The sequence below is a fragment of the Nocardia sp. NPDC051463 genome (assembly GCF_040681975.1).
GTDB lineage: Bacteria > Actinomycetota > Actinomycetes > Mycobacteriales > Mycobacteriaceae > Nocardia.
Window position 1 is genome coordinate 1 of record NZ_JBFBAB010000018.1, and the last position, 19,061, is coordinate 19,061.

General features: G+C 66.0%; 17 protein-coding genes and 1 tRNA gene. 8 read left to right on the top strand and 10 right to left on the bottom strand.

Annotation, left to right across the window (positions count from 1 at the left end; genetic code table 11):
* Nucleotides 1-736 precede the first annotated feature (736 nt).
* A complete protein-coding gene (locus tag AB0M74_RS22325) occupies nucleotides 737-1,252 on the bottom strand; it encodes a hypothetical protein (protein ID WP_366528202.1) in 516 nt (171 codons plus the stop codon).
* 1,182 nt (nucleotides 1,253-2,434) lie between these two features.
* On the opposite strand from AB0M74_RS22325, the gene AB0M74_RS22330 reads away from it, so the two are divergent.
* Nucleotides 2,435-2,902, top strand: coding sequence for a DDE-type integrase/transposase/recombinase (locus AB0M74_RS22330; protein WP_366528203.1), 468 nt, complete (start codon nucleotides 2,435-2,437; stop codon nucleotides 2,900-2,902).
* Nucleotides 2,903-3,136: 234 nt separating this feature from the next.
* Here AB0M74_RS22330 and AB0M74_RS22335 read toward each other — a convergent pair whose 3' ends face one another.
* Together AB0M74_RS22335 and AB0M74_RS22340 are read right to left on the bottom strand one after the other, a co-directional pair.
* Nucleotides 3,137-3,487 carry a hypothetical protein gene (locus AB0M74_RS22335; RefSeq protein WP_366528204.1) on the bottom strand — a complete coding sequence of 117 codons (351 nt, stop codon included), beginning with the start codon at nucleotides 3,485-3,487 and terminating at the stop codon, nucleotides 3,137-3,139.
* Nucleotides 3,488-3,501: 14 nt separating this feature from the next.
* The gene (locus AB0M74_RS22340) at nucleotides 3,502-3,636 is read right to left on the bottom strand and encodes a hypothetical protein (protein WP_366528205.1); all 135 of its coding nucleotides are present in this window, start codon (nucleotides 3,634-3,636) and stop codon (nucleotides 3,502-3,504) included.
* A gap of 987 nt (nucleotides 3,637-4,623) precedes the next feature.
* Here AB0M74_RS22340 and AB0M74_RS22345 point away from each other — a divergent pair.
* A complete protein-coding gene (locus tag AB0M74_RS22345) occupies nucleotides 4,624-4,797 on the top strand; it encodes a hypothetical protein (protein ID WP_366528206.1) in 174 nt (57 codons plus the stop codon).
* Nucleotides 4,798-4,985: 188 nt separating this feature from the next.
* On the opposite strand, the gene AB0M74_RS22350 is transcribed toward AB0M74_RS22345, so the two are convergent.
* Nucleotides 4,986-5,058 (bottom strand) — tRNA-Asn (locus AB0M74_RS22350).
* 210 nt (nucleotides 5,059-5,268) lie between these two features.
* Between AB0M74_RS22350 and AB0M74_RS22355 the strand changes: the two genes are divergently transcribed.
* Nucleotides 5,269-5,514 (top strand): hypothetical protein, encoded by a 246-nt coding sequence (locus AB0M74_RS22355; protein WP_366528207.1) that lies wholly within the window; start codon nucleotides 5,269-5,271, stop codon nucleotides 5,512-5,514.
* Between the two features lie 61 nt (nucleotides 5,515-5,575).
* Here the strand turns inward: AB0M74_RS22355 and dnaG are convergent, their stop codons facing one another.
* The 3 genes from dnaG to AB0M74_RS22370 form a co-directional block, all read right to left on the bottom strand.
* On the bottom strand, nucleotides 5,576-7,501 hold the full coding sequence (dnaG, locus tag AB0M74_RS22360) for a DNA primase (RefSeq protein WP_366528208.1): 1,926 nt from the start codon (nucleotides 7,499-7,501) through the stop codon (nucleotides 5,576-5,578).
* A gap of 131 nt (nucleotides 7,502-7,632) precedes the next feature.
* The gene (locus tag AB0M74_RS22365; RefSeq protein ID WP_366528209.1) at nucleotides 7,633-8,910 is read right to left on the bottom strand and encodes a deoxyguanosinetriphosphate triphosphohydrolase; all 1,278 of its coding nucleotides are present in this window, start codon (nucleotides 8,908-8,910) and stop codon (nucleotides 7,633-7,635) included.
* Between the two features lie 6 nt (nucleotides 8,911-8,916).
* A complete protein-coding gene (locus AB0M74_RS22370; protein WP_366528318.1) occupies nucleotides 8,917-9,594 on the bottom strand; it encodes a YdcF family protein in 678 nt (225 codons plus the stop codon).
* Between the two features lie 255 nt (nucleotides 9,595-9,849).
* Between AB0M74_RS22370 and AB0M74_RS22375 the strand changes: the two genes are divergently transcribed.
* Both AB0M74_RS22375 and AB0M74_RS22380 read left to right on the top strand, forming a co-directional pair.
* Nucleotides 9,850-10,746 carry an NAD(P)-binding domain-containing protein gene (locus tag AB0M74_RS22375; RefSeq protein WP_366528210.1) on the top strand — a complete coding sequence of 299 codons (897 nt, stop codon included), beginning with the start codon at nucleotides 9,850-9,852 and terminating at the stop codon, nucleotides 10,744-10,746.
* Nucleotides 10,747-11,209: 463 nt separating this feature from the next.
* Nucleotides 11,210-11,497, top strand: coding sequence for a hypothetical protein (locus AB0M74_RS22380; protein ID WP_366528211.1), 288 nt, complete (start codon nucleotides 11,210-11,212; stop codon nucleotides 11,495-11,497).
* Nucleotides 11,498-11,700: 203 nt separating this feature from the next.
* On the opposite strand, the gene AB0M74_RS22385 is transcribed toward AB0M74_RS22380, so the two are convergent.
* On the bottom strand, nucleotides 11,701-12,375 hold the full coding sequence (locus AB0M74_RS22385; protein ID WP_366528212.1) for an MBL fold metallo-hydrolase: 675 nt from the start codon (nucleotides 12,373-12,375) through the stop codon (nucleotides 11,701-11,703).
* Between the two features lie 60 nt (nucleotides 12,376-12,435).
* Here AB0M74_RS22385 and AB0M74_RS22390 point away from each other — a divergent pair, with 60 nt between their 5' ends.
* Both AB0M74_RS22390 and AB0M74_RS22395 read left to right on the top strand, forming a co-directional pair.
* Nucleotides 12,436-14,415 carry a TPM domain-containing protein gene (locus AB0M74_RS22390; protein ID WP_366528213.1) on the top strand — a complete coding sequence of 660 codons (1,980 nt, stop codon included), beginning with the start codon at nucleotides 12,436-12,438 and terminating at the stop codon, nucleotides 14,413-14,415.
* A gap of 69 nt (nucleotides 14,416-14,484) precedes the next feature.
* Nucleotides 14,485-15,309 (top strand): MerR family transcriptional regulator, encoded by an 825-nt coding sequence (locus AB0M74_RS22395; RefSeq protein ID WP_366528214.1) that lies wholly within the window; start codon nucleotides 14,485-14,487, stop codon nucleotides 15,307-15,309.
* Nucleotides 15,310-15,473: 164 nt separating this feature from the next.
* Here the strand turns inward: AB0M74_RS22395 and AB0M74_RS22400 are convergent, their stop codons facing one another.
* Nucleotides 15,474-16,919, bottom strand: coding sequence for a molybdopterin-dependent oxidoreductase (locus AB0M74_RS22400; RefSeq protein WP_366528215.1), 1,446 nt, complete (start codon nucleotides 16,917-16,919; stop codon nucleotides 15,474-15,476).
* Nucleotides 16,920-17,032: 113 nt separating this feature from the next.
* Nucleotides 17,033-18,313: an acyltransferase gene (locus tag AB0M74_RS22405; RefSeq protein WP_366528216.1), complete on the bottom strand. Its 1,281-nt coding sequence runs from the start codon at nucleotides 18,311-18,313 to the stop codon at nucleotides 17,033-17,035.
* 70 nt (nucleotides 18,314-18,383) lie between these two features.
* Between AB0M74_RS22405 and AB0M74_RS22410 the strand changes: the two genes are divergently transcribed.
* Complete coding sequence (locus AB0M74_RS22410; RefSeq protein ID WP_366528217.1) at nucleotides 18,384-18,992, top strand: transcriptional regulator; 609 nt, start codon at nucleotides 18,384-18,386, stop codon at nucleotides 18,990-18,992.
* The last annotated feature ends 69 nt before the right edge of the window (nucleotides 18,993-19,061 follow it).

Genomic DNA, 19,061 nt, shown 5'->3' on the forward strand with positions numbered 1-19,061 from the left:
GAACTCCTCGGGATAGGCCTTGGGCATATCGATGATCCTTCCACTGCAAGGAAATCCTCACAGGTCAGGAGTCAACCGAACCGGGGGCAGTCCCCCTCGTGCGGCAGTCCCAGTTGGTTGTCGTGCTCTCTGCACCTGGCCGGCCAATGGTCCAATCGTGCAGCGACTTCGAACTCGGACAAGACGGTCGGTTCGGCACCGCCGTGGCGCACGAGATTCGGGGAAACTGGACTCGCAGTCATGTCCAACCCGTATAGATAGTCAAGGCCGAGCGCCGCCATGGCATCCGTTGGCTCGCCGACATCAGCGCCTTCTACCCATGGCTTCGCCCAGTCGTGGGCTGCATCGCGTGTCAGTTCACCCGCGAGCACTCGCCGCCAAACGCTTTCGACTACAGACCGCTTCGGCCATCCGTCTTCATCAATCGGCATCAGGCTGAGTATGGTTGCGCACGCGCTGAGTGACAAGTACCCGGAGTGCACGCCCACCGCCACGAGCGCGTGCCGAGTTGTCATGCACCAGAAGGTTGCGTATGCGGTGAGAACGTAACTCGGACGCCGAGTTTAGCCTGGTGCGGGGTGGTCGTAGCGCACGTGGCCGTGCGTGCCGGGCGGCGTGGCGAGCGCCGATCTGGACATCCACGGGAGATGACCCCACTACGTGCTCAACGGTTAGTTTGCGGCGAGGTGTTCGCCATGACGGCCGGGCCGACGGAGCGGCGGCGAGTTACCCTGGGTCACAGCTCAAGCGGCCGTTTCTTGCTCGCAATCCGTTTGAACAGCACGACAAGAAAAGCCGCGCCGCCGAGAATCGTCCCGGCGGCGCCGATACCCAACGTACCGAGGATCATTACCGTGACCGAACCGAGTATTCCGCGTCCGATAGCGATCCCCGCCCCGGAATCACCCTGCGTGGTCACCACGTAGGTGCCGGAGCGCGGCACCTGGAACGTGTACTCGCTCGCACCGTTGTGCCTGCGAACGTCGTAAGTTGTCCCGGCGGTGCGATGCAGCGGCACGGTACCGTCCTGGCCGGTGATTGTCACCGATACCTTCGGCGTATGTACGGAGGTCGCCGCACCCGGATACTCCAGGTAGACGGTGTACTCGTGGGATTCTGCTAGAGACATGGTGCCGGAGCCAGGAATGTCGAACCGTTGAAGGTTGTCGACGTCGCCACCCACCTGCAGGTAGTTCGTCAACAGGAAGGCGGCGGCACCGATGAGGCCGATGCCGAAGAGTGTGAAACCCACCGCATACCACCATTTGGATGGCGTAACACGCTGGGATGGCGGCGGGCCCGCGGAGAGCGGCGGGGTCGCGGCGGGTGGTTGCACCATTGAATCCTCAGTTCCTTATTGACATGAATGTCGATGACAACGCCGCGGTCCGGCAATAGCGTCAAGCGGGTGGACAAGGTCTCGATCTTCACACAGCGCTGGAATTTCGGCTTGTCAGCATCGGCTTTGCCCGCCCGTTCCTATGCGACCCCCAGGTGGGCCTTGGCACGGCGGAGTCCGATATCGGCACGGCTGGAATCGGTCAATTGTCAGATCCCGACCGGAGGCCATCGGACAACGGTTTGGGAGCGATATCTGGTGACACCCACTCACCCACTCCGACTTGCTCATAATCGCAGGCAGCCTCGAACTTAGGCGCGCCTCAAACATTCCGGACAGTGTGGTTCGCGGCGCAGTGCGCATGCATCTACGGTACTTTCGCTGCGACGTTGGCGGTTGTTCTCAGTCACGGAGATACGAAGGGGCGCGGTGCAAGGCGGACGTCACATCGATGATTACGGATGCATCTCACTCCTGACGGTCGGCGCTGTACTCCGCTGATGGGTCGCCTCATTGAAGCCGTTATCGGGGGGCACGGCGACCACGAACTCACCCCATTCAGCGTCTGCCTGCGAAAGTCGCGAGATGTCGTATTCCATCCCAAACGCTCCCTTCGGCCGTAGATGGACTCCCAGCGTAGAGCGTGTTCAAGGCCGTGAACGGCCTACACCAGAAGGCAGCCGCCTACTGACACCCCGTGTGCGGCGTACACGTGCGGAGTTGGAGAAAGACGCGCTGCGGGAAATCGCTCGGGGAAAATTCTGAGCCCAGCGGCCAAGCGACGGGCCGTCGACATGCTCCAGCAGGTGAAGTGCATGTCGGAACGGTTCGCCTGCAAGGTAGTTGGGCTCAATAGATCCACTTATCGGCGGCTGCCGGCTGCGCAGACCCCACACGATCCGGATGCTGGTTTGCGGGCCTGGCTGCGTTCCTATGCCACCAAGCACCCGTGTCACGGATTCCGGCGGGCGTGGTCGGCGTTGCGGTTCGACGAGGGCAGCGACGTGAACAAGAAAACGGGTCCATCGGCTCTGGCGCGAAGAAGGGTTACAGGTCCGCGCCCACTCGCCACGGAAGCGGGCCGGGCAATCGTCGGTGCCGCTGATCGGCGCGGACGCACCAAAAGTGGTGTGGGCATTGGATTTCCAGTTCGAGTCCACTGTCGAGGGACGCGCGGTGAAGATCGCATCGATGGTCGACGAACACACCCGCGAATCCTTGCTGCACCTGACCGAACGCTCGATCACCGCGCAGCGCCTGGTCGCCGAACTGGAGCGGGTGTTCGCCACCACCGGCGGGCCACCGAAGGTGCTGCGGACGGACAACGGACCGGAGATGATTTCCCGTGCGCTGCAACAGTTCTGCGCTGACCGGGTCGGGATCCTCGACATCCCTCCCGAAACACCGTGGAACAACGGCTATATCGAGTCGTTCAACCGGGGGCTGCGTCATGAGTGCTCGAACCGCAACCACTGGAACAGCCTGCTCGAAGCCCGCGTCGTGATCGGTGATTTCAAAACCGACCACAACCGGAGGCACCGGCATCGGCGTTGGGTTATCTGACCCCGGCCGAGTACGCTGCCCGCTGCGGCCACATCCGCCACCGGCTGGCCTGCGACATCAACTGAAACGGATCGAACACCCCGGACTCTATTCCCGGGTTGGACCTGCTCAAAGGGCTCCAGTCACAAACCCCACCGCGCTGCGCGGATCGGCACAACCCGAACACCGACTGCCACGGCCCATACCGCTCGGGCACATCCTGCCACGGCGCGCCAACCCTTGTCCACCAACGAATCAGGCGGTCACAACAACAAGCTGCGTCAGGACGCGCGCGGGGTCGCAGAGATACGCGTAGTCGTCACGGTTCGTGAACATCGCCATCAGTTCGGCCAAGCTGTCACGCTCAGCGGGGGTGACGGGGATCCGCCGCTTCACGAGGCTGGCACACAGACCGTCGACCAATTCACCCCACTCGCCAACATCGCTGAAGGTCCGGTACTGGGCAACCGCCTCCGGCGGCAGCCGGTCCGAAAGCTGTTCTAGCAGCCCACGGGAATCCGCGCTCAGTTTGTTCAGGCGGTCGATCTGTTCCTGTGTCCGACCGCGCCTTTGGCGTGTCCTGCGCGGTTGATCGGTGGATTCCATATTTCCTTGCCGTCCTAATTGATCGGGTTGCCGTTCTCGTCGTTCCTATACACGCCTGGCCCGCTGACCGGGTAGCCGGTGCGGACAGTGCCGTCGGAGTTCACAATTACCTCGATGAGTACACCGTCGCGAACCCCGGTCTCGCGCATCCGCCTCTGCCGATTACACGATGTTTGGGGTTCCGGTAGTAGTCGCCGAACAAACACCGGGTATGGCCTAGTGCCTGGTCAGGGGTAGCGTTGAGGCGGGAATCCCGGCACCTACGGCGCACGGCCGCAGCGTGGGCACTGAATCGGTGATCGAGTACCTGCCGCCTGGGCGCTGGTAATGATTAACGGTGGCGCATAAGGACGTGTCGGGCGCTGATCAATGACCGGAGCCCTCTCACCGCACCCGCCGCGCAACTGACAGTGACCGCGGAAAAGAGGTGCGTGGTCACGCTCGTGCACGGCTAGTGCCGCGTCCGAGAAGGTTGATGCGGTTACCGCTGTCCGGGGTGGCGGGTTGATCATCGGGGCGTGACCGGTAATGCTGCCGGTGGCGGTGGTGCCGGTGGCGCGGTAGATACCCACGATGACCAGCAGTTTCCCGGTTGCCCATGTTTATGCCCTGCCGGGGGCACCAGACTTCAACACGTTTGCGCAGTTCAGCGGGCATACCGGACACGCACCTTCTTCCGGTGATGTCAACGATCGGTGACGATCTATACAGATGCACATGGGCCCTAGCACTCGACACCACCATCGGTTGCACGTGTCTTACGAGTCTCGACAAGCCCTGGGCCGACCAGCGGCCGTAGTTGATACACGAGCTCTTCCCACGCTCGCGCCTGGCTGCCCTCGTGTGCACGAATTTCGCGCAGACGAACTGCCGTCATCGTGTCCGTGTGCTGTCCCGAGAACCGACGGCTACCACAGCGCCGGGGAGCGCAGAGCCTTCTGTTACGAGCCTATTGGCTCCGCTGGCAAATTCCGGCATCGGTCATCGGCAAGCTACGACGTAAAGCGGCGAGCCTGAGATCAGTTGGTAGAAGGGAAATCTGAAGCTGCTGCCGATCGCGTTCGTCTGCATGGGCGTGTCTGGCGAACGCACTGTAGTGCCGCATGTCGCGCTGCCGAACCAACCAGGATGGGGCTGTGGAAGATCAACGGGCAGGGCTCATCTCGTATGAGGACCTCGCCAGCCAGCAATTGTCCTGGACTGCATCGCTGGCGAATTATATGGTCGGCGAGGTGAACCTCGCCCCGATGCAGGTGCGTGGTTCGCTCGGGGACTACCAGGACTCGCAGACAGACCACGTGCGAGATTGAGGCACCAGGCAGATCAGGCACTGACCACACCACATCGCCGCACTCGAACTACCGGAGCGGCGTTCAGGCCGGCCCGCCAGCAAAACACCCCGATACCAAATTCTTGGCGTTTTCTTGGTGGGGAGTACCGTGGGCGATACACGACAAGGGTCCCTGACCAGAAATACCTGGTCAGGGACCCTTTTACGCTCCCCCATCTGGACTCGAACCAGAAACCTGCCGATTAACAGTCGGCTGCTCTGCCAATTGAGCTATAGGGGACTATCCTCGGCCCGCCGTGTCCGGCGCGCCGAGGAGAAACTTTAGCGCATTGCCGCGCGGCTTCCCAAATCGTGTCACTACCTGCGGACATGCGTCCAGTTCAGCATGCCCGGGAGGGTCGTGGGTTGGGGGCTATCCGGATCGACAGGCGGATGGGGCGTCGGGCAGGATAGGTGGGCGCGGACAGGCTATTGGGAGGAGCTCCAGGAGATGCTGCGGTTGATCATCGGCGTCGCGGCCGGCTATGTGCTCGGCACCAAGGCCGGGCGGGTTCGCTACGAGCAGATCAGTGCGGCGACCCGCGCTGTGACCGAAAGCCCGGTGACTCGCAAGCTCGTGCTCGTCGGCAGGCAGAAGCTGTCGGACAAGTTGAGCACTCGGCCGCAATTGGAGCCGATGGAGCCGCTCGATGAGCGGACCACCATTCTGGTTCCGCAAGATCAGCTGCGGCGCTGAGCAAGTCGGGCAACGTGTAAACGGGCGGGCCGACCGGGGCAAGGACGCGGTCGGCTACCGCTCAGCTCGGCACGAAGTCGTCGTGGTTGCCCATGGCCTGCTCCAGCAGGCTCTTGCGGTACTGCTCCAGCGCGACCAAGTCACCGAACAGCGCCATGTACGCCTCTGGTTCCTCGGTCGAGGACACCCGCTGCAGTTTCGATTTCAGCTCGGCGGTCTGGCGACCGACCCACGCCTCCTGGGTGCGCGCCAGCACACCCGCGATGAATCGGGGAATGCCGTTGGCGGTCTTCACCGGCAGCGGTTCACCCGACAGCTCGGACACCAGGGCTCGCATGGTCAGGTCGTCGGTGCCGTCACAGACCGCGTTCACCCATTCCGCCCCGCCCAGCCCGGCCGCCGTGCCGCCTGCCTTGGCGATCAGCGCGCGCACCGCCACGTAGGCGGGGTGGGTGAAGGCTTCCGGTTCCAGCGAGTCGAAGACGGCACCGGCCATCGCCGGATACTGCAGGGCCGCGCCGAGCGTCTGACGCTGCGGCAGCAAAGTCGGATCGTTCGGGTTCGGGCGCGCGGCAGGAGGCTCGGAGCCTGTCGCGCTCGATGGTTTGGCGGCAGCGCGACTCGGTATCCCGGTGGGGCCCCCGCCATTTCGGTTCCGCTTGGCTTCCTCGCCCACCCGGCGCACGACGGTCTGGATATCGTCCCAGCCGACCCAACCCGCCAGCTTCGTCGCATACGCCTTGCGCAGTGCGTTGTCCTTGATCTGCGCGACCACCGGCACCGCGCGCCGCAATGCTTCCACCTGCCCCTCGGCGGTGTCGAGATTGTGCTCGGCGAGCAGGCCGCGCACCACGAACTCGTACAGCGGGGTTCGCCGGGCCACCAGGTCGCGGACGGCGCCGTCGCCGGAGTGCTGCCGCAGCTCGCACGGATCCTGTCCGTCGGGTGCGATGGCGATGTAGGTCTGTCCGGCCAGTTTCTGGTCGCCCGCAAAGGCTTTCAGCGCCGCCGCCTGGCCCGCCGCGTCGCCGTCGAAGGTGTAGATGATCTCGCCGCGCCAGAAGTTGTCGTCCATCAGCAGGCGGCGCAGCAGCGCGAGGTGCTCGTCACCGAAGGCGGTGCCGCAGGAGGCGACGGCGGTCTTCACACCGGCCAGGTGCATGGCCATCACGTCGGTGTAGCCCTCGACCACGACGGCCTGGTGACCCTTGGCGATCTCACGCTTGGCCAGGTCGAGACCGAAGAGCACCTGAGACTTCTTGTACAGCAACGTTTCCGGCGTGTTGATGTATTTGCCGGGCATGGTGTCGTCGTCGAAGAGTTTGCGTGCGCCGAACCCGATGACGTCGCCGCCGAGATTGCGGATCGGCCACAGCAACCGCCGATGGAAGCGGTCGATCGGGCCGCGCTGACCCTGGCGCGACAGGCCGGCGGCTTCGAGCTCCTTGAAGTCGAAGCCCTTGCGGAGCAGATGCTTGGTGAGCACGTCCCAGCCTGCGGGCGCGTAGCCGCAGCCGAACTGCTGCGCGGCATTGGCGTCGAAGTTGCGGTCGGTGAGGTATTTGCGAGCCGTCTCGGCCTCGGGCTCGCGTAGCTTGGCCATGTAGAACTCGTGCGCGGCCGCGTTGGCGGCGACCAAACGGGAGCGGGTGCCGCGATCACGCTGCACCGAGGTGCCGCCACCCTCGTAGTTGATCTGGTAGCCGATCCGGTCAGCCATCTGCTCGACGGCTTCGACGAACCCGATGTGCTCGATCTTCTGCAGGAATGCGAAGACGTCGCCGCCCTCACCGCAGCCGAAGCAGTGGAAGAGCCCATGATTGGGCCGCACATGGAACGACGGTGACTTCTCGTCGTGGAACGGGCACAACCCCTTCGCGGAATCCGCGCCCGCTCGCTTCAGGGCGACGTACTCCCCCACGACATCCTCGATCCGAACGCGTTCACGTATCGCCGCGATATCGCGATCTGGAAGTCGTCCGGCCACGGAGAGAGTCTAGGCCAGACCGCCCGCGACGCGCCCAACGGCTGGTCATGCCACTTTCGGTCGGCGAAGCCGAGACCCCTCGGCGCGGCGCAGACCCACGCTGCCCTGCGGCACGTGGTGTCAAATCGGGGTCAGTGTGATCTGCCGGAGGCCGACAACATCACCGCGACCCGCTCCAGCCTGCTCTCGGTATAGGAGGCGATCTGGTCGACGATGACGCGGACTCGGGCGGTGTCATCGGAAGCGGCTTCCCACCAGGGCAGCAGGAGCGGGTCGAGGTGGGTGGGGGCGGCGGCCAAGAGACGGGTGGCGACGTCGAGGATGAGGTCGCGTTGGGCCGCTTGGCGTTGTTTGTGGTCGGGATCGGACATGACGTAGCGCAGGGCGATGGTTTTGAGCATCGCCACTTCGGCGGCGACGATGCGCGGGATTTCCAGGTCGGCGGCGTAGCGGGACAGCGGGCCCTGGCCTGCGACCTCGCGGGTCGCGATAATGGCCGCGGTGGCGAAGCGACCGACCAGCTCGCTGGTCAAACGCTTCAGGGCCACCGAACTGGTGAGGGTGCCGTCGTAGTCGGTGACGGCGGCGACGACCGGCAGCTCCGAAAGCCGTTGGGCGGCGGCGACGAGTTCCTCCACCGACGACGCGGGGTGCTGGGCGTGGCCGAGGCGGGCAAGCGCTGCCTGCTCGGTCGGGTCGGCGAGGGCGCGCAGTTCGATCCGGCCTGCGATGACGCCGTCTTCGACGTCGTGCACCGAGTAGGCGACGTCGTCGGACCAGTCCATGATCTGGCATTCGAGACTCTTGGTGCGATCGGGCGCACCTTTGCGGACCCATTCGAGGCGGTCGGCGTCGATGTCGTAGGCACCGAACTTGGTACCGGGGCCCGGTCTCTCCCATGGATATTTGAGGGCCGCGTCGAGGGCGGCACGGGTCAGGTTGAGGCCCGCGCTGACGCCGTCGGCATCGAGCACCTTGGGTTCCAGGCGGGTGAGGATGCGTAGGTTCTGGGCGTTGCCCTCGAATCCGCCGTAGGCGTCGGCGAAGGTGTCGAGCGCCTTCTCGCCGTTGTGACCGTAGGGCGGGTGACCGATGTCGTGCGCGAGGCCGGCCAGGTCGACGAGATCGGGGTCACAGCCGAGGCCGTCGGCGATACTGCGGCCGATCTGGGCGACCTCGATGGAGTGGGTCAGCCGGGTGCGTGGGGTGTCGCTGTCGCGTGGCCCCATGACCTGGGTTTTGTCGGCGAGTCTTCGCAGTGCTGCCGAATGCAGCACCCTGGCGCGATCACGCGCGAATTCGGTGCGGTGCCCGGTTTCGAATTCGCCGCGCGGCGGACCGAGTCCGGCCGTCTTGGTTCCCTCGACGACCAGGCGCTCCCTGTCGTGCTCGGTGTAGCCGTCGGTCATCGAATTTCACTGCCCTGCTGTGTATTTGAAGTCCGCCGAGAAATGGGTGAGCTGGTACCAGAGCAAGGCGCCGGTCTCGCGCAGGATGCCGTGGGCTTGCGATTCCCTGGTGTACACCGCAGGGCCGGTGCGGGTCGGGGCGGTCCATGCCTCCAGCCCGGCGTCGCGCGCCATGGTTCGGGTGCGCAGCGAATGCCACGGATCGCTGACCAGCACCGCGGCGGACAGGTCACGGGCTCGCATTTCGGTCGCGACCGCTTCGATACTGCGCAAGGTATCCGATCCGGTCTCCACCGCGAGGATCTTGTCGGCCGGTATCCCCCTGGCCTCCAGATAGTTCTTGCCCGAGGCGGCCTCGGTGTACAGGTCACCGTCCTGTTTGCCGCCGACGGTGACCACTCGGGGCGCGACACCAGCTTTGAACAGTTTGTAGGCCTGGTCCAGCCGCGCTTCGAACACCGACGACGGTGTTCCGGAGTACTGCGCGGCCCCGAGCACCACGATCGCGTCGGCCTTCGTGTAATCGTCGATGCGCGCGACCTGCCAGACCCGGAAGGCAGTCCCGCCCACCAGTACCGAACCCATGAGCAGTGCGCCGACAACGAGCCGTCGCGCCCACCGCAGTACCCCGGCGCCGCAGCCACGCTGCATGCCGGGTTCCGTCGCGGTGCGCTGGGGAGCCATGGTCACCCCACCAAGTTTGCCAGGTCACCTGGGGTGTCGATGCGCCTCGGGTGACCACTGGATATCTACGGCGCGATCACACCACTGCGGCCAATACTTACCCATGGGTAAGTACCAGACAAAATAGTAGGTACTTGCCGGTGCCACCGTATGTGCCGAGAATTGTTTCCGGCGCGCCACACCGAAGTTCTTCCGCTCAACCGAACCGACTCCACGGACGACAGAGCGATTCGACAACACTGAGGAGTGGACAGAATGGCGGAATCTCCGCGCACAACGGTGACGGTGCTCGGACTCGGCGCGATGGGCCAGGCGCTGGCCATGGCCCTCGTCCGCGGCGGGCACCAGACGACGGTATGGAATCGCAGCCTGGGCAAAGACACCGAACTCGTTGCCGCAGGGGCGAAGAGCGCGACGACCGTCGCCGAGGCGGTCGCGGCCGGCGAGCTCGTCGTCACCTGCCTGTTCGACCATCAATCCGTGCACGACGTGCTGGACCCGCTGGCCGATCAGCTGGTCGGGCGGTCGCTGGTGAACCTGACGAGCACCGAACCGCAGGGTGCGCGCGAGCTCGCCGAATGGGCGCAGCGGCACCACATCGACTACCTGGACGGTGGCATCATCGCCACGCCCCCGATGATCGGACAGCCGGGGTCCTCGATCCTCTACAGCGGATCGCAGCGAATCTTCGACGAACATCGCGAGGTGTGGGAGCTGTTCGGCTCCGCCGAATACTTCGGCGCCGACGCGGGCAGCGCGTCGGTGGTCGATTTCGCGCTGTTGGCCGGGATGTACGCCATGTTCGCGGGCTTCTATCACGGCGCGGCGATGGTGCGGACGGTAGGAATCTCCGCGGCGGACTTCGGGCAGCGGTCCGCGGGGTGGTTGAGTGCGATGACCGCGTCGCTGCCCCGAGCCGGGGCCCAGATCGACACCGGTGACTACACCACGGTGTTCCAATCCCTCGACTTCACCAAGGCCGCGATGGACGCGATCGTGGCGGCCAGCCGTGACGCGGGCGTCGACCTCGACATCGTCGGCCCGCTCAAGAATCTCGTCGACCGCCAGGTCGCCGACGGCTACGGCGCCGAAAGCACCGAGCGGATGTTCGAAAGCCTCAACCCACCGCGGGTAGGTCAGCCGCGCCCGTAGAAAGGGCGGCTACCAACCCGCGCTGTTGATGTCGAGGATGCGTTCGATCTGGCGTCGCGCGGCTGTTCGACATCAACCGCCGCACGCTCGCCCGCTACCGAACATAGAACGGCCAGATAGCGTCGAAGATTTCCGGCCATCCACCGCCGAAGGTCACAGCGGGGTTCCGCTCTTATCGAATCTGGATCCCGGCAATGTGAGTGTCTCCGAAGCGAACGCGCTGCCTCCCATCGACGAGATCATCATTCAGCCCGACCAACCGGGGCAACACCTAGGACATGCTCGGGCATTGTCCATGATCGGTGAGGGTCTGTCCGGCGAGCAGTCGATCGGCGATACCGCGAGCCTACCTATACTCGGCTGCCGGAAACCTCTCCGGCGGTAGCGTGAATCGAACTGGGAGTTGCTGTCGGACGGTCCCCACGACGGGTGTGATGGCAACGGCCCGAAAGGCGAGTAGACGGTGAGCATCAGCGAATCGCAGTGGCCCGACCATGGTCTGTGCCTCGGTGAGTTCGAAGCAAAGCTACGAACCCGGTTGTCGCTCCAGGAAGTGCAGGTCTCTGGCACTCCCGACCAGTTCGTTGTGCTCGCGGTCGGCGAGGTGTTCGCCGACATGAACCGGGTGCAACGCCAGCTCGCGGTGCAGACAGCGCTGGCGGAGTACATCTCCGATGGAGATGTTTGCGCTGTGGCGGTCCAGGCCTACTCGCCGACCGAGTGGGCGGAGGTCAGCTCGCCGCCATCGTGAGTTATCGATTCTCCCGCGCAGTTCCATCAGTGCCCACGAACCGCGCTGGGCATCCCCTCTGGTCGGGGACTTTCATCGCCATTCCATCAGCACCGCCACGCCGGGGAGCAGGACCGCGAACACGCCCAGCAGTCAATGGGCCGGTGGCCGTGGCATCCGATCAGCTGACCACTGCACTAATCGCCCTCGGTCGTCTAAGTCGATCACCATCCCCGGCTCCGCCACTCCCCGAGCTGCGGCCGTTCGGTACCGAGGGTGGTGTCGTCGCCGTGACCCGGATAGACGATCGCGTCGTCCGGGTACCGGTCGAAGATCTTCTGGGTGACATCCGCGTACAGCGACGCGAATTCTTTCGGGCCTGCCGTCTTTCCCACTCCACCCGGAAAGAGGGAATCGCCGGTGAACAGGTGTGTGCCCCCGTTGTCGTCGATGAGCGCGAGCGCAACCGAACCTGGGGTGTGGCCGCGCAGGTGGATCGCTTCGACGGTCAGGTCGCCGATATCGATGAGGTCGCCGTCGTCGAGCAAGCGATCGGGGTGGATCGGCAGGGCATCGGCGTCGAGACGGTGGGCGGCGGTGGGCGCGCCGGTGGCGGCCGCGATGTCCTTCAACGCCCACCAGTGGTCGCGGTGCAGGTGGGTGGTGACGATCAGACCTATCCGACCGGGCGCTTCCTGCGTGATCAGCGCCTCGAGGCGTTCGGGTTCGTTGGCGGCGTCGATCAGCAGTGCGGCCCCGGTGGCGGTGCACTGCACGAGGTAGCAGTTGTTGTCCATGCCGCCCACGGACATTTTGACGATTCGGCCACCGGGAATATCGCGTTGCTGCGGATTCGATCCCGGGGACACATGGCCGGTGTACGGGAGATCGATCGTCATCACCCCTCGATCGTATCGAGGGTGTCCGCCATAGGTGGGTGCTCGCGATACATTCGTGCCATGCTGCTGCCGCATCGTCCAGCCCGCTGGTCTGTCCTGGCGACGATCACCATGCTGCTCGCGGGTATCGCGCTGATCGGCGCTGCGACCACGGCGGCCGAGCCGCCGACCCGGTTGGGCACCTATGTGGTCGACTCGGCGCAGGTGCTCGACCGCGCACGGTTCGACGATGTGCGCTCGGCCGTCGACCAGTTGTATGCGAACAAGCAGGTTCGACTGTGGATCGTCTACGTGCAGGATTTCGATGGTCTCGGTCCCGAGACATGGGCCGCGCGCACGGCGACGCAGTCCGGTTTCGGCAAGCGTGACCTGTTGCTGGCTGTGGCCACCCAGACCCGGGACTACTGGTTTTTCGGCGACTTGCCGAGCGGTGTCAGCGATTCCGAGCTCGACAGCCTGCTCACCACAGGCGTCGAGCCCGCGCTGCGGGAGAGCAGGTGGGCAGAGGCCGGGATCGCGACCGCCAACGGCCTGGATTCGGCCATGCGCGGCGACGGCGGTGTCAGCGTCCGCGCGTTGCTGATCGTCGCGCTGGTGATCGCGCTTGTCGTCGGCGGACTGGTGCTGTATTCGCGCAAACGGCGTAGGGACCGGCGCGCCGCCGAACTACGGGCCGCGCGGCAGTTGGATCCGGACAACAGCGTGGCGCTCGGGGCGCTGTCGCTGGCGGTGCTGCAGGTGCGGTCGCGGGAGGTGCTTGTCGAGATCGACAATGCGATCCGGACCAGCGGTGAAGAGCTGGAGCTTGCGACCGGCGAGTTCGGGGCCACCGCGGTCACCCCGTTCAGCACGGCGCTTGCCCATGCGAAAACGGCTGCCTCCAAGGCATTTTCGATCCGCCAGCAGCTCGATGACGACATCCCCGAAACCCCCGACCAACAGCGAACCATGCTCGTCGATCTGATCGGCACGGTCGGCCACGCCGACCGGGAGCTCGACGCCCAGGTCACCGAGTTCGACGCGATGCGCGACCTGCTCATCAACGCCGCCGACCGGCTGGACGCGCTGACCAGGGATTTGGTCGACCTCACCGGACGCACACCGGCTTCGGAAACCGAGCTCACCCGGCTCACCACCGCCTACCCGGCCGGCGTGCTCGTATCGATCCGCGACAACGTGACCATGGCGCGTGCGCGAATCACTTTCGCGGAATACAACATCGACAACGGGCGCGCCGCACTGGCCGAGCCCGTCGGCAAGCAGGGCGGTGCGGTCGCCTCGATCCGCGCCGCGGAGGCTGCGGTCGGCCAGGCCCGCACCCTGCTCGATGCCGTCGACAATGCCGCCACGAACATCCAGCAGGCGACCGACGGGCTGGCTGCCGCGCTGGCGGAGTTGCGCTCCGACATCGCCACCGCGAAAACGCTTGCGTCCTACGGTGGTCCGGAAATCGCCGCCGCCATCACCACGGCGGAGGCGGCATTGGCGAAGGCAACGGCCAACGCGACGAACGATCCGCTCGACGCCTTCCACGACGCGGTAGCGGCCGACGCTGTACTGGACCGCGCCAACGCGGCAGCGACGGATCGCAAACTGGCCGCCGAGGACCTGCGACGCAGGCTGGAGCGAGCGCTGGCCGACGCGCGCTCCCGGGTCGATGCCGCGACCGACTACATCACCACCCGCCGCGGCGGCATCGACGCCGACGCGCGCACCCGGCTCTCGGAGGCCCAACGCAATCTCGATGCGGCCCGGCAGCTCGATGCCACCGATCCGGTGCAGGCGCTCGCGTTCGCGCAGGCCGCCGCCGACATGGCCGGGCGCGCGCTGCAAGAGGCCCAGGCCAGTGTGCGGGCATGGGAGAGCAGGCAGGGACCGTCCGGCACCGCGCAGGCGGGAGCGGTGCTGGGCGGCATCCTCATCGATGGCCTATTGCGTGGTGCGGCGAGCGGTGGCGGGTCCGGATCGGGCGGCTATCGGCCGGGCTCCTACGGCGGCTCCTCCGGGTCGCGCCGGACCAGCCGCGGAGGCCGTTTCTGACGAACACGGGGTGGTTCCGACAGCGCCCTTGACTCTGACACCGTGTCAGGCGATAGACCAGGAGTCGTCATGTTCAGTATCGGAGACTTCGCCAGACACGGACGGGTATCGGTCCGCATGCTGCGGCACTACGACGCGACCGGGCTGCTGCGCCCGGATCGGGTCGATGCGGTGAGCGGCTATCGCTACTACGAGGCCGGACAGTTGGCTCGGCTCAATCGGATTGTCGCACTGAAGGATCTCGGCTTCACGCTCGAACAGGTAGGCCGGATCCTCGACGACCGGGTCGACAGCGCCGCGCTGCGCGGCATGCTGACGCTGCGCCGGGCGGAACTGGAGCAGCGGATCAGCGACGATCGCGCCCGGCTCGTCCAGGTCGAAACGAGGCTCCGTATCATCGAGAAAGAGGGCGCCATGCCTGCCAATGATGTGGTGATCAAGTCTATTCCCGCAGTACGAGTTGCCGAATTAACCGGCGTAGCAGGCGATTTCGAACCACAGTCGATCGGACCCGTGGTAGGACCGCTGTTCGAGGAAGTGTGCGAACGCCTGGCGCGGGCCGGGGTGGCGATCGTGGGTCCCGCGATCGCGTACTACGAGGAGAACACGACGGGCGACGGCTCGGTGCTCGTGCACGCCGCGGTGCCGGTCGATATCGAGCCCGATGCCGCGCACGACTTCGCTGTCGTCGACCTGCCCGCCCTGACACAAGCGGCGACCGTTGTGCACCGGGGCAGCATGGACGATGTCCTGGAGCCATGGCAGGCGCTGGGCCGCTGGATCGACGCGAACGGCTACAAGTCGGCGGGCTATGACCGTGAGGTGACTCTCGAATACACCGAGGATCCGAGCGGTTGGGTCACCGAGCTCCAGGAGCCGATCACCACCACGTGACCGTAATCGGTTCGGCCAGAACAATGTTGATCAGGAGCACAGTCCGAACCCGCATCGTCGCTTGGTGGGGTCGAGGTGTCGTGCAGGGTGGCACCGCAGGTAAGGCGCACCGAGTATTCGACCACGCCCATGGGATCTCGTTGGTCCAGGTTCGTGCCGCCGTGTCAGACCCGAACGGTGACGGTGTGGAAGCCGCTCGGTCCGGCAGGGAACGCCGCGCGGTCCTCACCGTCCTGGACCTCGCCGGAGTGGCTGGTCGCACGCGCTTGGACAGTGTGTGCGCCCGCAGGCAGTTCGAGGGTGGTGCGCCAGCGACGCCAGGCGGCGGGTGCGAGCTCGGTGCCGAGATCGACCGCACGCCACTGCCCCTCGTCGACTCGGATCTCGACGCCCGCGACACCATGCGGCGGTGCCCAGGCAACACCCGCGACGGTAGTGGTATCCGCCGATGCGCGACCGGGCGCGGCAACGTCGATGCGCGCCTGCGGCGTGACCCATATCGGCTCCGAGGGCCAGCCGCGCCGCACCCAGTAGTCGACGTGGGTGTCGTCGGTGAGTTGCAGCTCGGCGAGCCATTTCGCGCCGGTGTACTGACCGTATAGACCGGGGACGAAGACACGAGCCGGGAAGCCGTGCTCCGGTGCGAGCGGTTCGCCGTTCACGCCGACCACCAGATAGCCGGGCCATGCCCCGGTACGCAACGGCTCGATCGGTAGCGAAATGGTGTAGCCGTCGACGGCTCTGGTCACCAGCCTGGTCGCGCCTGATTCCGGGACCGCATACTCGAGCAGCTTCGCCAGCGGGACACCGAACCAGCGACCGTTGCCTGCCCGCCCCTCACCGGGACGGTTGTGTACACAGACCATCACGGCATCGAATTCCACTGCGTCGGTGGCTAATTCGGCCAGCGAGAGCCGCAGCGGATGCGCGACCATGCCGGTGACCGACAGCCGCCAGCGAGTCGGGTCGATCCGGGGCGGACTCGGATTGACGTCGGCCACATAGAAACTGCGGTTGCGGGTGATCAGCGACGACAGCCCCGGCTCGTCCTCGAGCCCGTCCTGCGGCACGACGGCGAGACTGCCCATCGGGCCGACCTGCTGGATCGCCTCGTCTCGGCGACGGTCGAGGTCACGATGCAGCGTGCGCGCGGCCACGAAGAGCCCGGCACCCGCACCGGCCGTCGCGAGCGAACCGATCAGTCCGCGCGGCTTGCGCAAGCCGACACCGAGCACACCTGCTGCCGCGCCCGCACCGGCGACCGTGGCCGCGGATCGGGTCGCCTGCCGCAGCCCCAGGGCGGCCGCGCCGGCGCCTAATGCGGCAATCGCGGCGATGCGCGCCCGATCGGGCAATGCGCCGAGGGCAACGGTGGCTGCGAGAGCGCCCGCACCGACTCCGGCTCGAATAACGGCCTTGTCATGCCTGCCGGACAGCGCGACGGTGGCCTCGACGACCGGAACCGGCGCCGTATCGGTCAGCGCCCGGCCGATGGCATCGATCAGCGAATCGCCCTGCGTCGCGGCGATCACTTCGCCGACACCGAGCGCCCCGATGCCGACGGCGGCGGCACCGAGCCCACCGTGTCTCCGGTCTCCCTTGCTCCGCACCGTCGCAACACCCGCTTCCGTCGATCACCACCTGTGCCCTATCCAGCATTCTCCATCAACCCGTCGATCCGGCATGGGATCAGGACCGTCAAGGTATAGCCCGACCATAGAGCTCACACGTCGAGCGATTCCTCCGACAAGGCTGTCAGTTCTTTGCGGACGGCAGTGAGGAGCCGGTCGGCGGTGGGACCGCCCCCGAGTAGGCCAACGGTGAGGCGACCGGTGAAGGTGTAAACGAGGAAGGTGACGGCGGCGGAGGCGCCTGCGGACGGGCGCGGATGGGCCGAGAGATAGACGATTTCGTAGTCGGAGAGTTCGAGGTTCGCGGGGACTCGGAAGGTGGGGACGACGCCGGTGTTGGTCACGGCGATATGGCCGGCCAGGGAGTGGACTCTCGCGGGGCCGAAGAAGTCCGGGAAATGGAGCACCGACTGCTGGGTGATACCGGTGGCCAGCTCGTGGTCCAGTCGGGACGAAATCCGTTGGGCGAGTTCGATGATTCCTGTCGAGACGTCGATGTCGGCGGCGAAGGAAGCTAGGCCCGCCATATTGGTGCCCGCGGCGGCGGGGACAGGTGGGATCAGGCGCGAGCGCATGTCCACGGGGTACAGACAGCCGAGCGGGACCGGATCGCCCGCGGCTCCGTCCTTTTCGGACGCGTATGCACGCAGCAGTGCGGCGGTGACCAGCCCGTTGACCGTGACACCCTGGTGTCGGCCGAGTTCGACGATGCGCGTGGTGGCCGCGCGGTCCAGCACGGCCCGCCGGGGTCGGACGAGCGCGCTCGGCGCCGGGGTGGCGGGGTCGGCGGGGACCGACCGCTCCTGCGGCGTGAGCGGTCGGGCGAGGTCATCGAACCCCGACGGCGTGCTCCGGCTGACGCCACGCGCCGCCGCGTACCACTCCAGCGCCTGCGGATACTCGTGCGGGACAACGGTTGTTTTTGCGAACTCGACGTAATCGGTGTAGTGGTCCCATAGCCGCGTCAACAGCTCGACGCAATGGCCCGCGTCCGCGATGCTGTGATGAGCGAACAACGTGATGCGCGACCGCGCCTCGTTCGTCAGCACAACATCCAGGTAGACGAGCTGGACTTCAGGATCGATCGCCTCGGCGGGCAACCGCACGGTATCGGGATCACCGAGGTTCGCCCAGACACCGACCGGCGTCCCCGGCCCGGGACGCAGCAGATAGCCCTTGCCTGCCGCATCCTCCACGATGCGACAGGTCGCCACCGGATAGGCCTGCTGCAGCGCGGTGAACGCGGCGCGCAGTGCGTCGATATCCAACTCGCCGACCACCGACACGGAGCGACCGGTGTAGGTCCCGTGACGTACGAATCGCTCCTCCGAAGGTGCCAGCACGCGCACCACATCGTCCTCATCCCGCAACACACCGCAAGCGTGCGGCAACTGCGAGCAGGGTGCAAACCGGACGCTGCGCTGGCTGCGAGAGACTGCATACATGAGTCTCGCGGCACATCTGGAGGAACTCGGCCGTCCACTGGTCGATCACCAACTCGCGCACCCAACGGTCGCGGGGATCGCGGCCGGTGACCTGGCCGAGCCAGTCTTCCGATCCTGGCTCGAGCAGGACTACCTGTTCCTGCTCGACTATGTCCGGGTGTTCTCTCGGCTGGCCTGGCAGGCGCCCGCGGCACACCTCGGCGACCTGGTGGATCTGGCCCACGCCACCTATCACGAGGAGTTGTCACTGCACCGCTCGCTCGCCGCCGAGTTCGACGCGGACCTCGGCGGTGCGACGAAAGGCGCTCCGTGCGTTGCCTATACGGCCTTCCTGCTGGAGTCGGCCACCGACTACGGCGAGGGACTTGCCGCGTTGTACCCGTGCATGTGGGGCTACTCGACACTCGGCGGCATCCTCGCCCGCAACCCACCGGCCGAACCTCGCTACCGCCGGTGGGTCGACACCTACGCCGACCCCGGATTCGCCGCGCTGACCCGCCGCTGCGCCCAGATGCTCGATGAGGCCGACATCGAGCAGGCCCGCGCCGAAGAGCTCTTCCTGGCAGGCATGAACCATGAGCTCGCCTTCTGGGACGTGCCGCGCTGAGCTGCCCAACGCCCAGTTCCCAAGTCGCGCATCATGATGGCAGACTCACCCGGTGATCGGCTTCCTCGC

Excerpts from the sequence above, each read along its gene's own strand:
- AB0M74_RS22355 (WP_366528207.1), top strand. The coding sequence starts at position 5,269 with ATGCTGCGGTTGATCATCGGCGTCGCGGCCGGCTATGTGCTCGGCACC.
- AB0M74_RS22385 (WP_366528212.1), bottom strand. The coding sequence starts at position 12,375 with ATGACGATCGATCTCCCGTACACCGGCCATGTGTCCCCGGGATCGAAT.
- AB0M74_RS22340 (WP_366528205.1), bottom strand. The coding sequence starts at position 3,636 with ATGCGCGAGACCGGGGTTCGCGACGGTGTACTCATCGAGGTAATTGTG.
- AB0M74_RS22395 (WP_366528214.1), top strand. The coding sequence starts at position 14,485 with ATGTTCAGTATCGGAGACTTCGCCAGACACGGACGGGTATCGGTCCGC.
- AB0M74_RS22370 (WP_366528318.1), bottom strand. The coding sequence starts at position 9,594 with ATGGCTCCCCAGCGCACCGCGACGGAACCCGGCATGCAGCGTGGCTGC.
- AB0M74_RS22390 (WP_366528213.1), top strand. The coding sequence starts at position 12,436 with ATGCTGCTGCCGCATCGTCCAGCCCGCTGGTCTGTCCTGGCGACGATC.
- AB0M74_RS22335 (WP_366528204.1), bottom strand. The coding sequence starts at position 3,487 with ATGGAATCCACCGATCAACCGCGCAGGACACGCCAAAGGCGCGGTCGG.
- AB0M74_RS22365 (WP_366528209.1), bottom strand. The coding sequence starts at position 8,910 with ATGACCGACGGCTACACCGAGCACGACAGGGAGCGCCTGGTCGTCGAG.
- AB0M74_RS22375 (WP_366528210.1), top strand. The coding sequence starts at position 9,850 with ATGGCGGAATCTCCGCGCACAACGGTGACGGTGCTCGGACTCGGCGCG.
- AB0M74_RS22410 (WP_366528217.1), top strand. The coding sequence starts at position 18,384 with ATGAGTCTCGCGGCACATCTGGAGGAACTCGGCCGTCCACTGGTCGAT.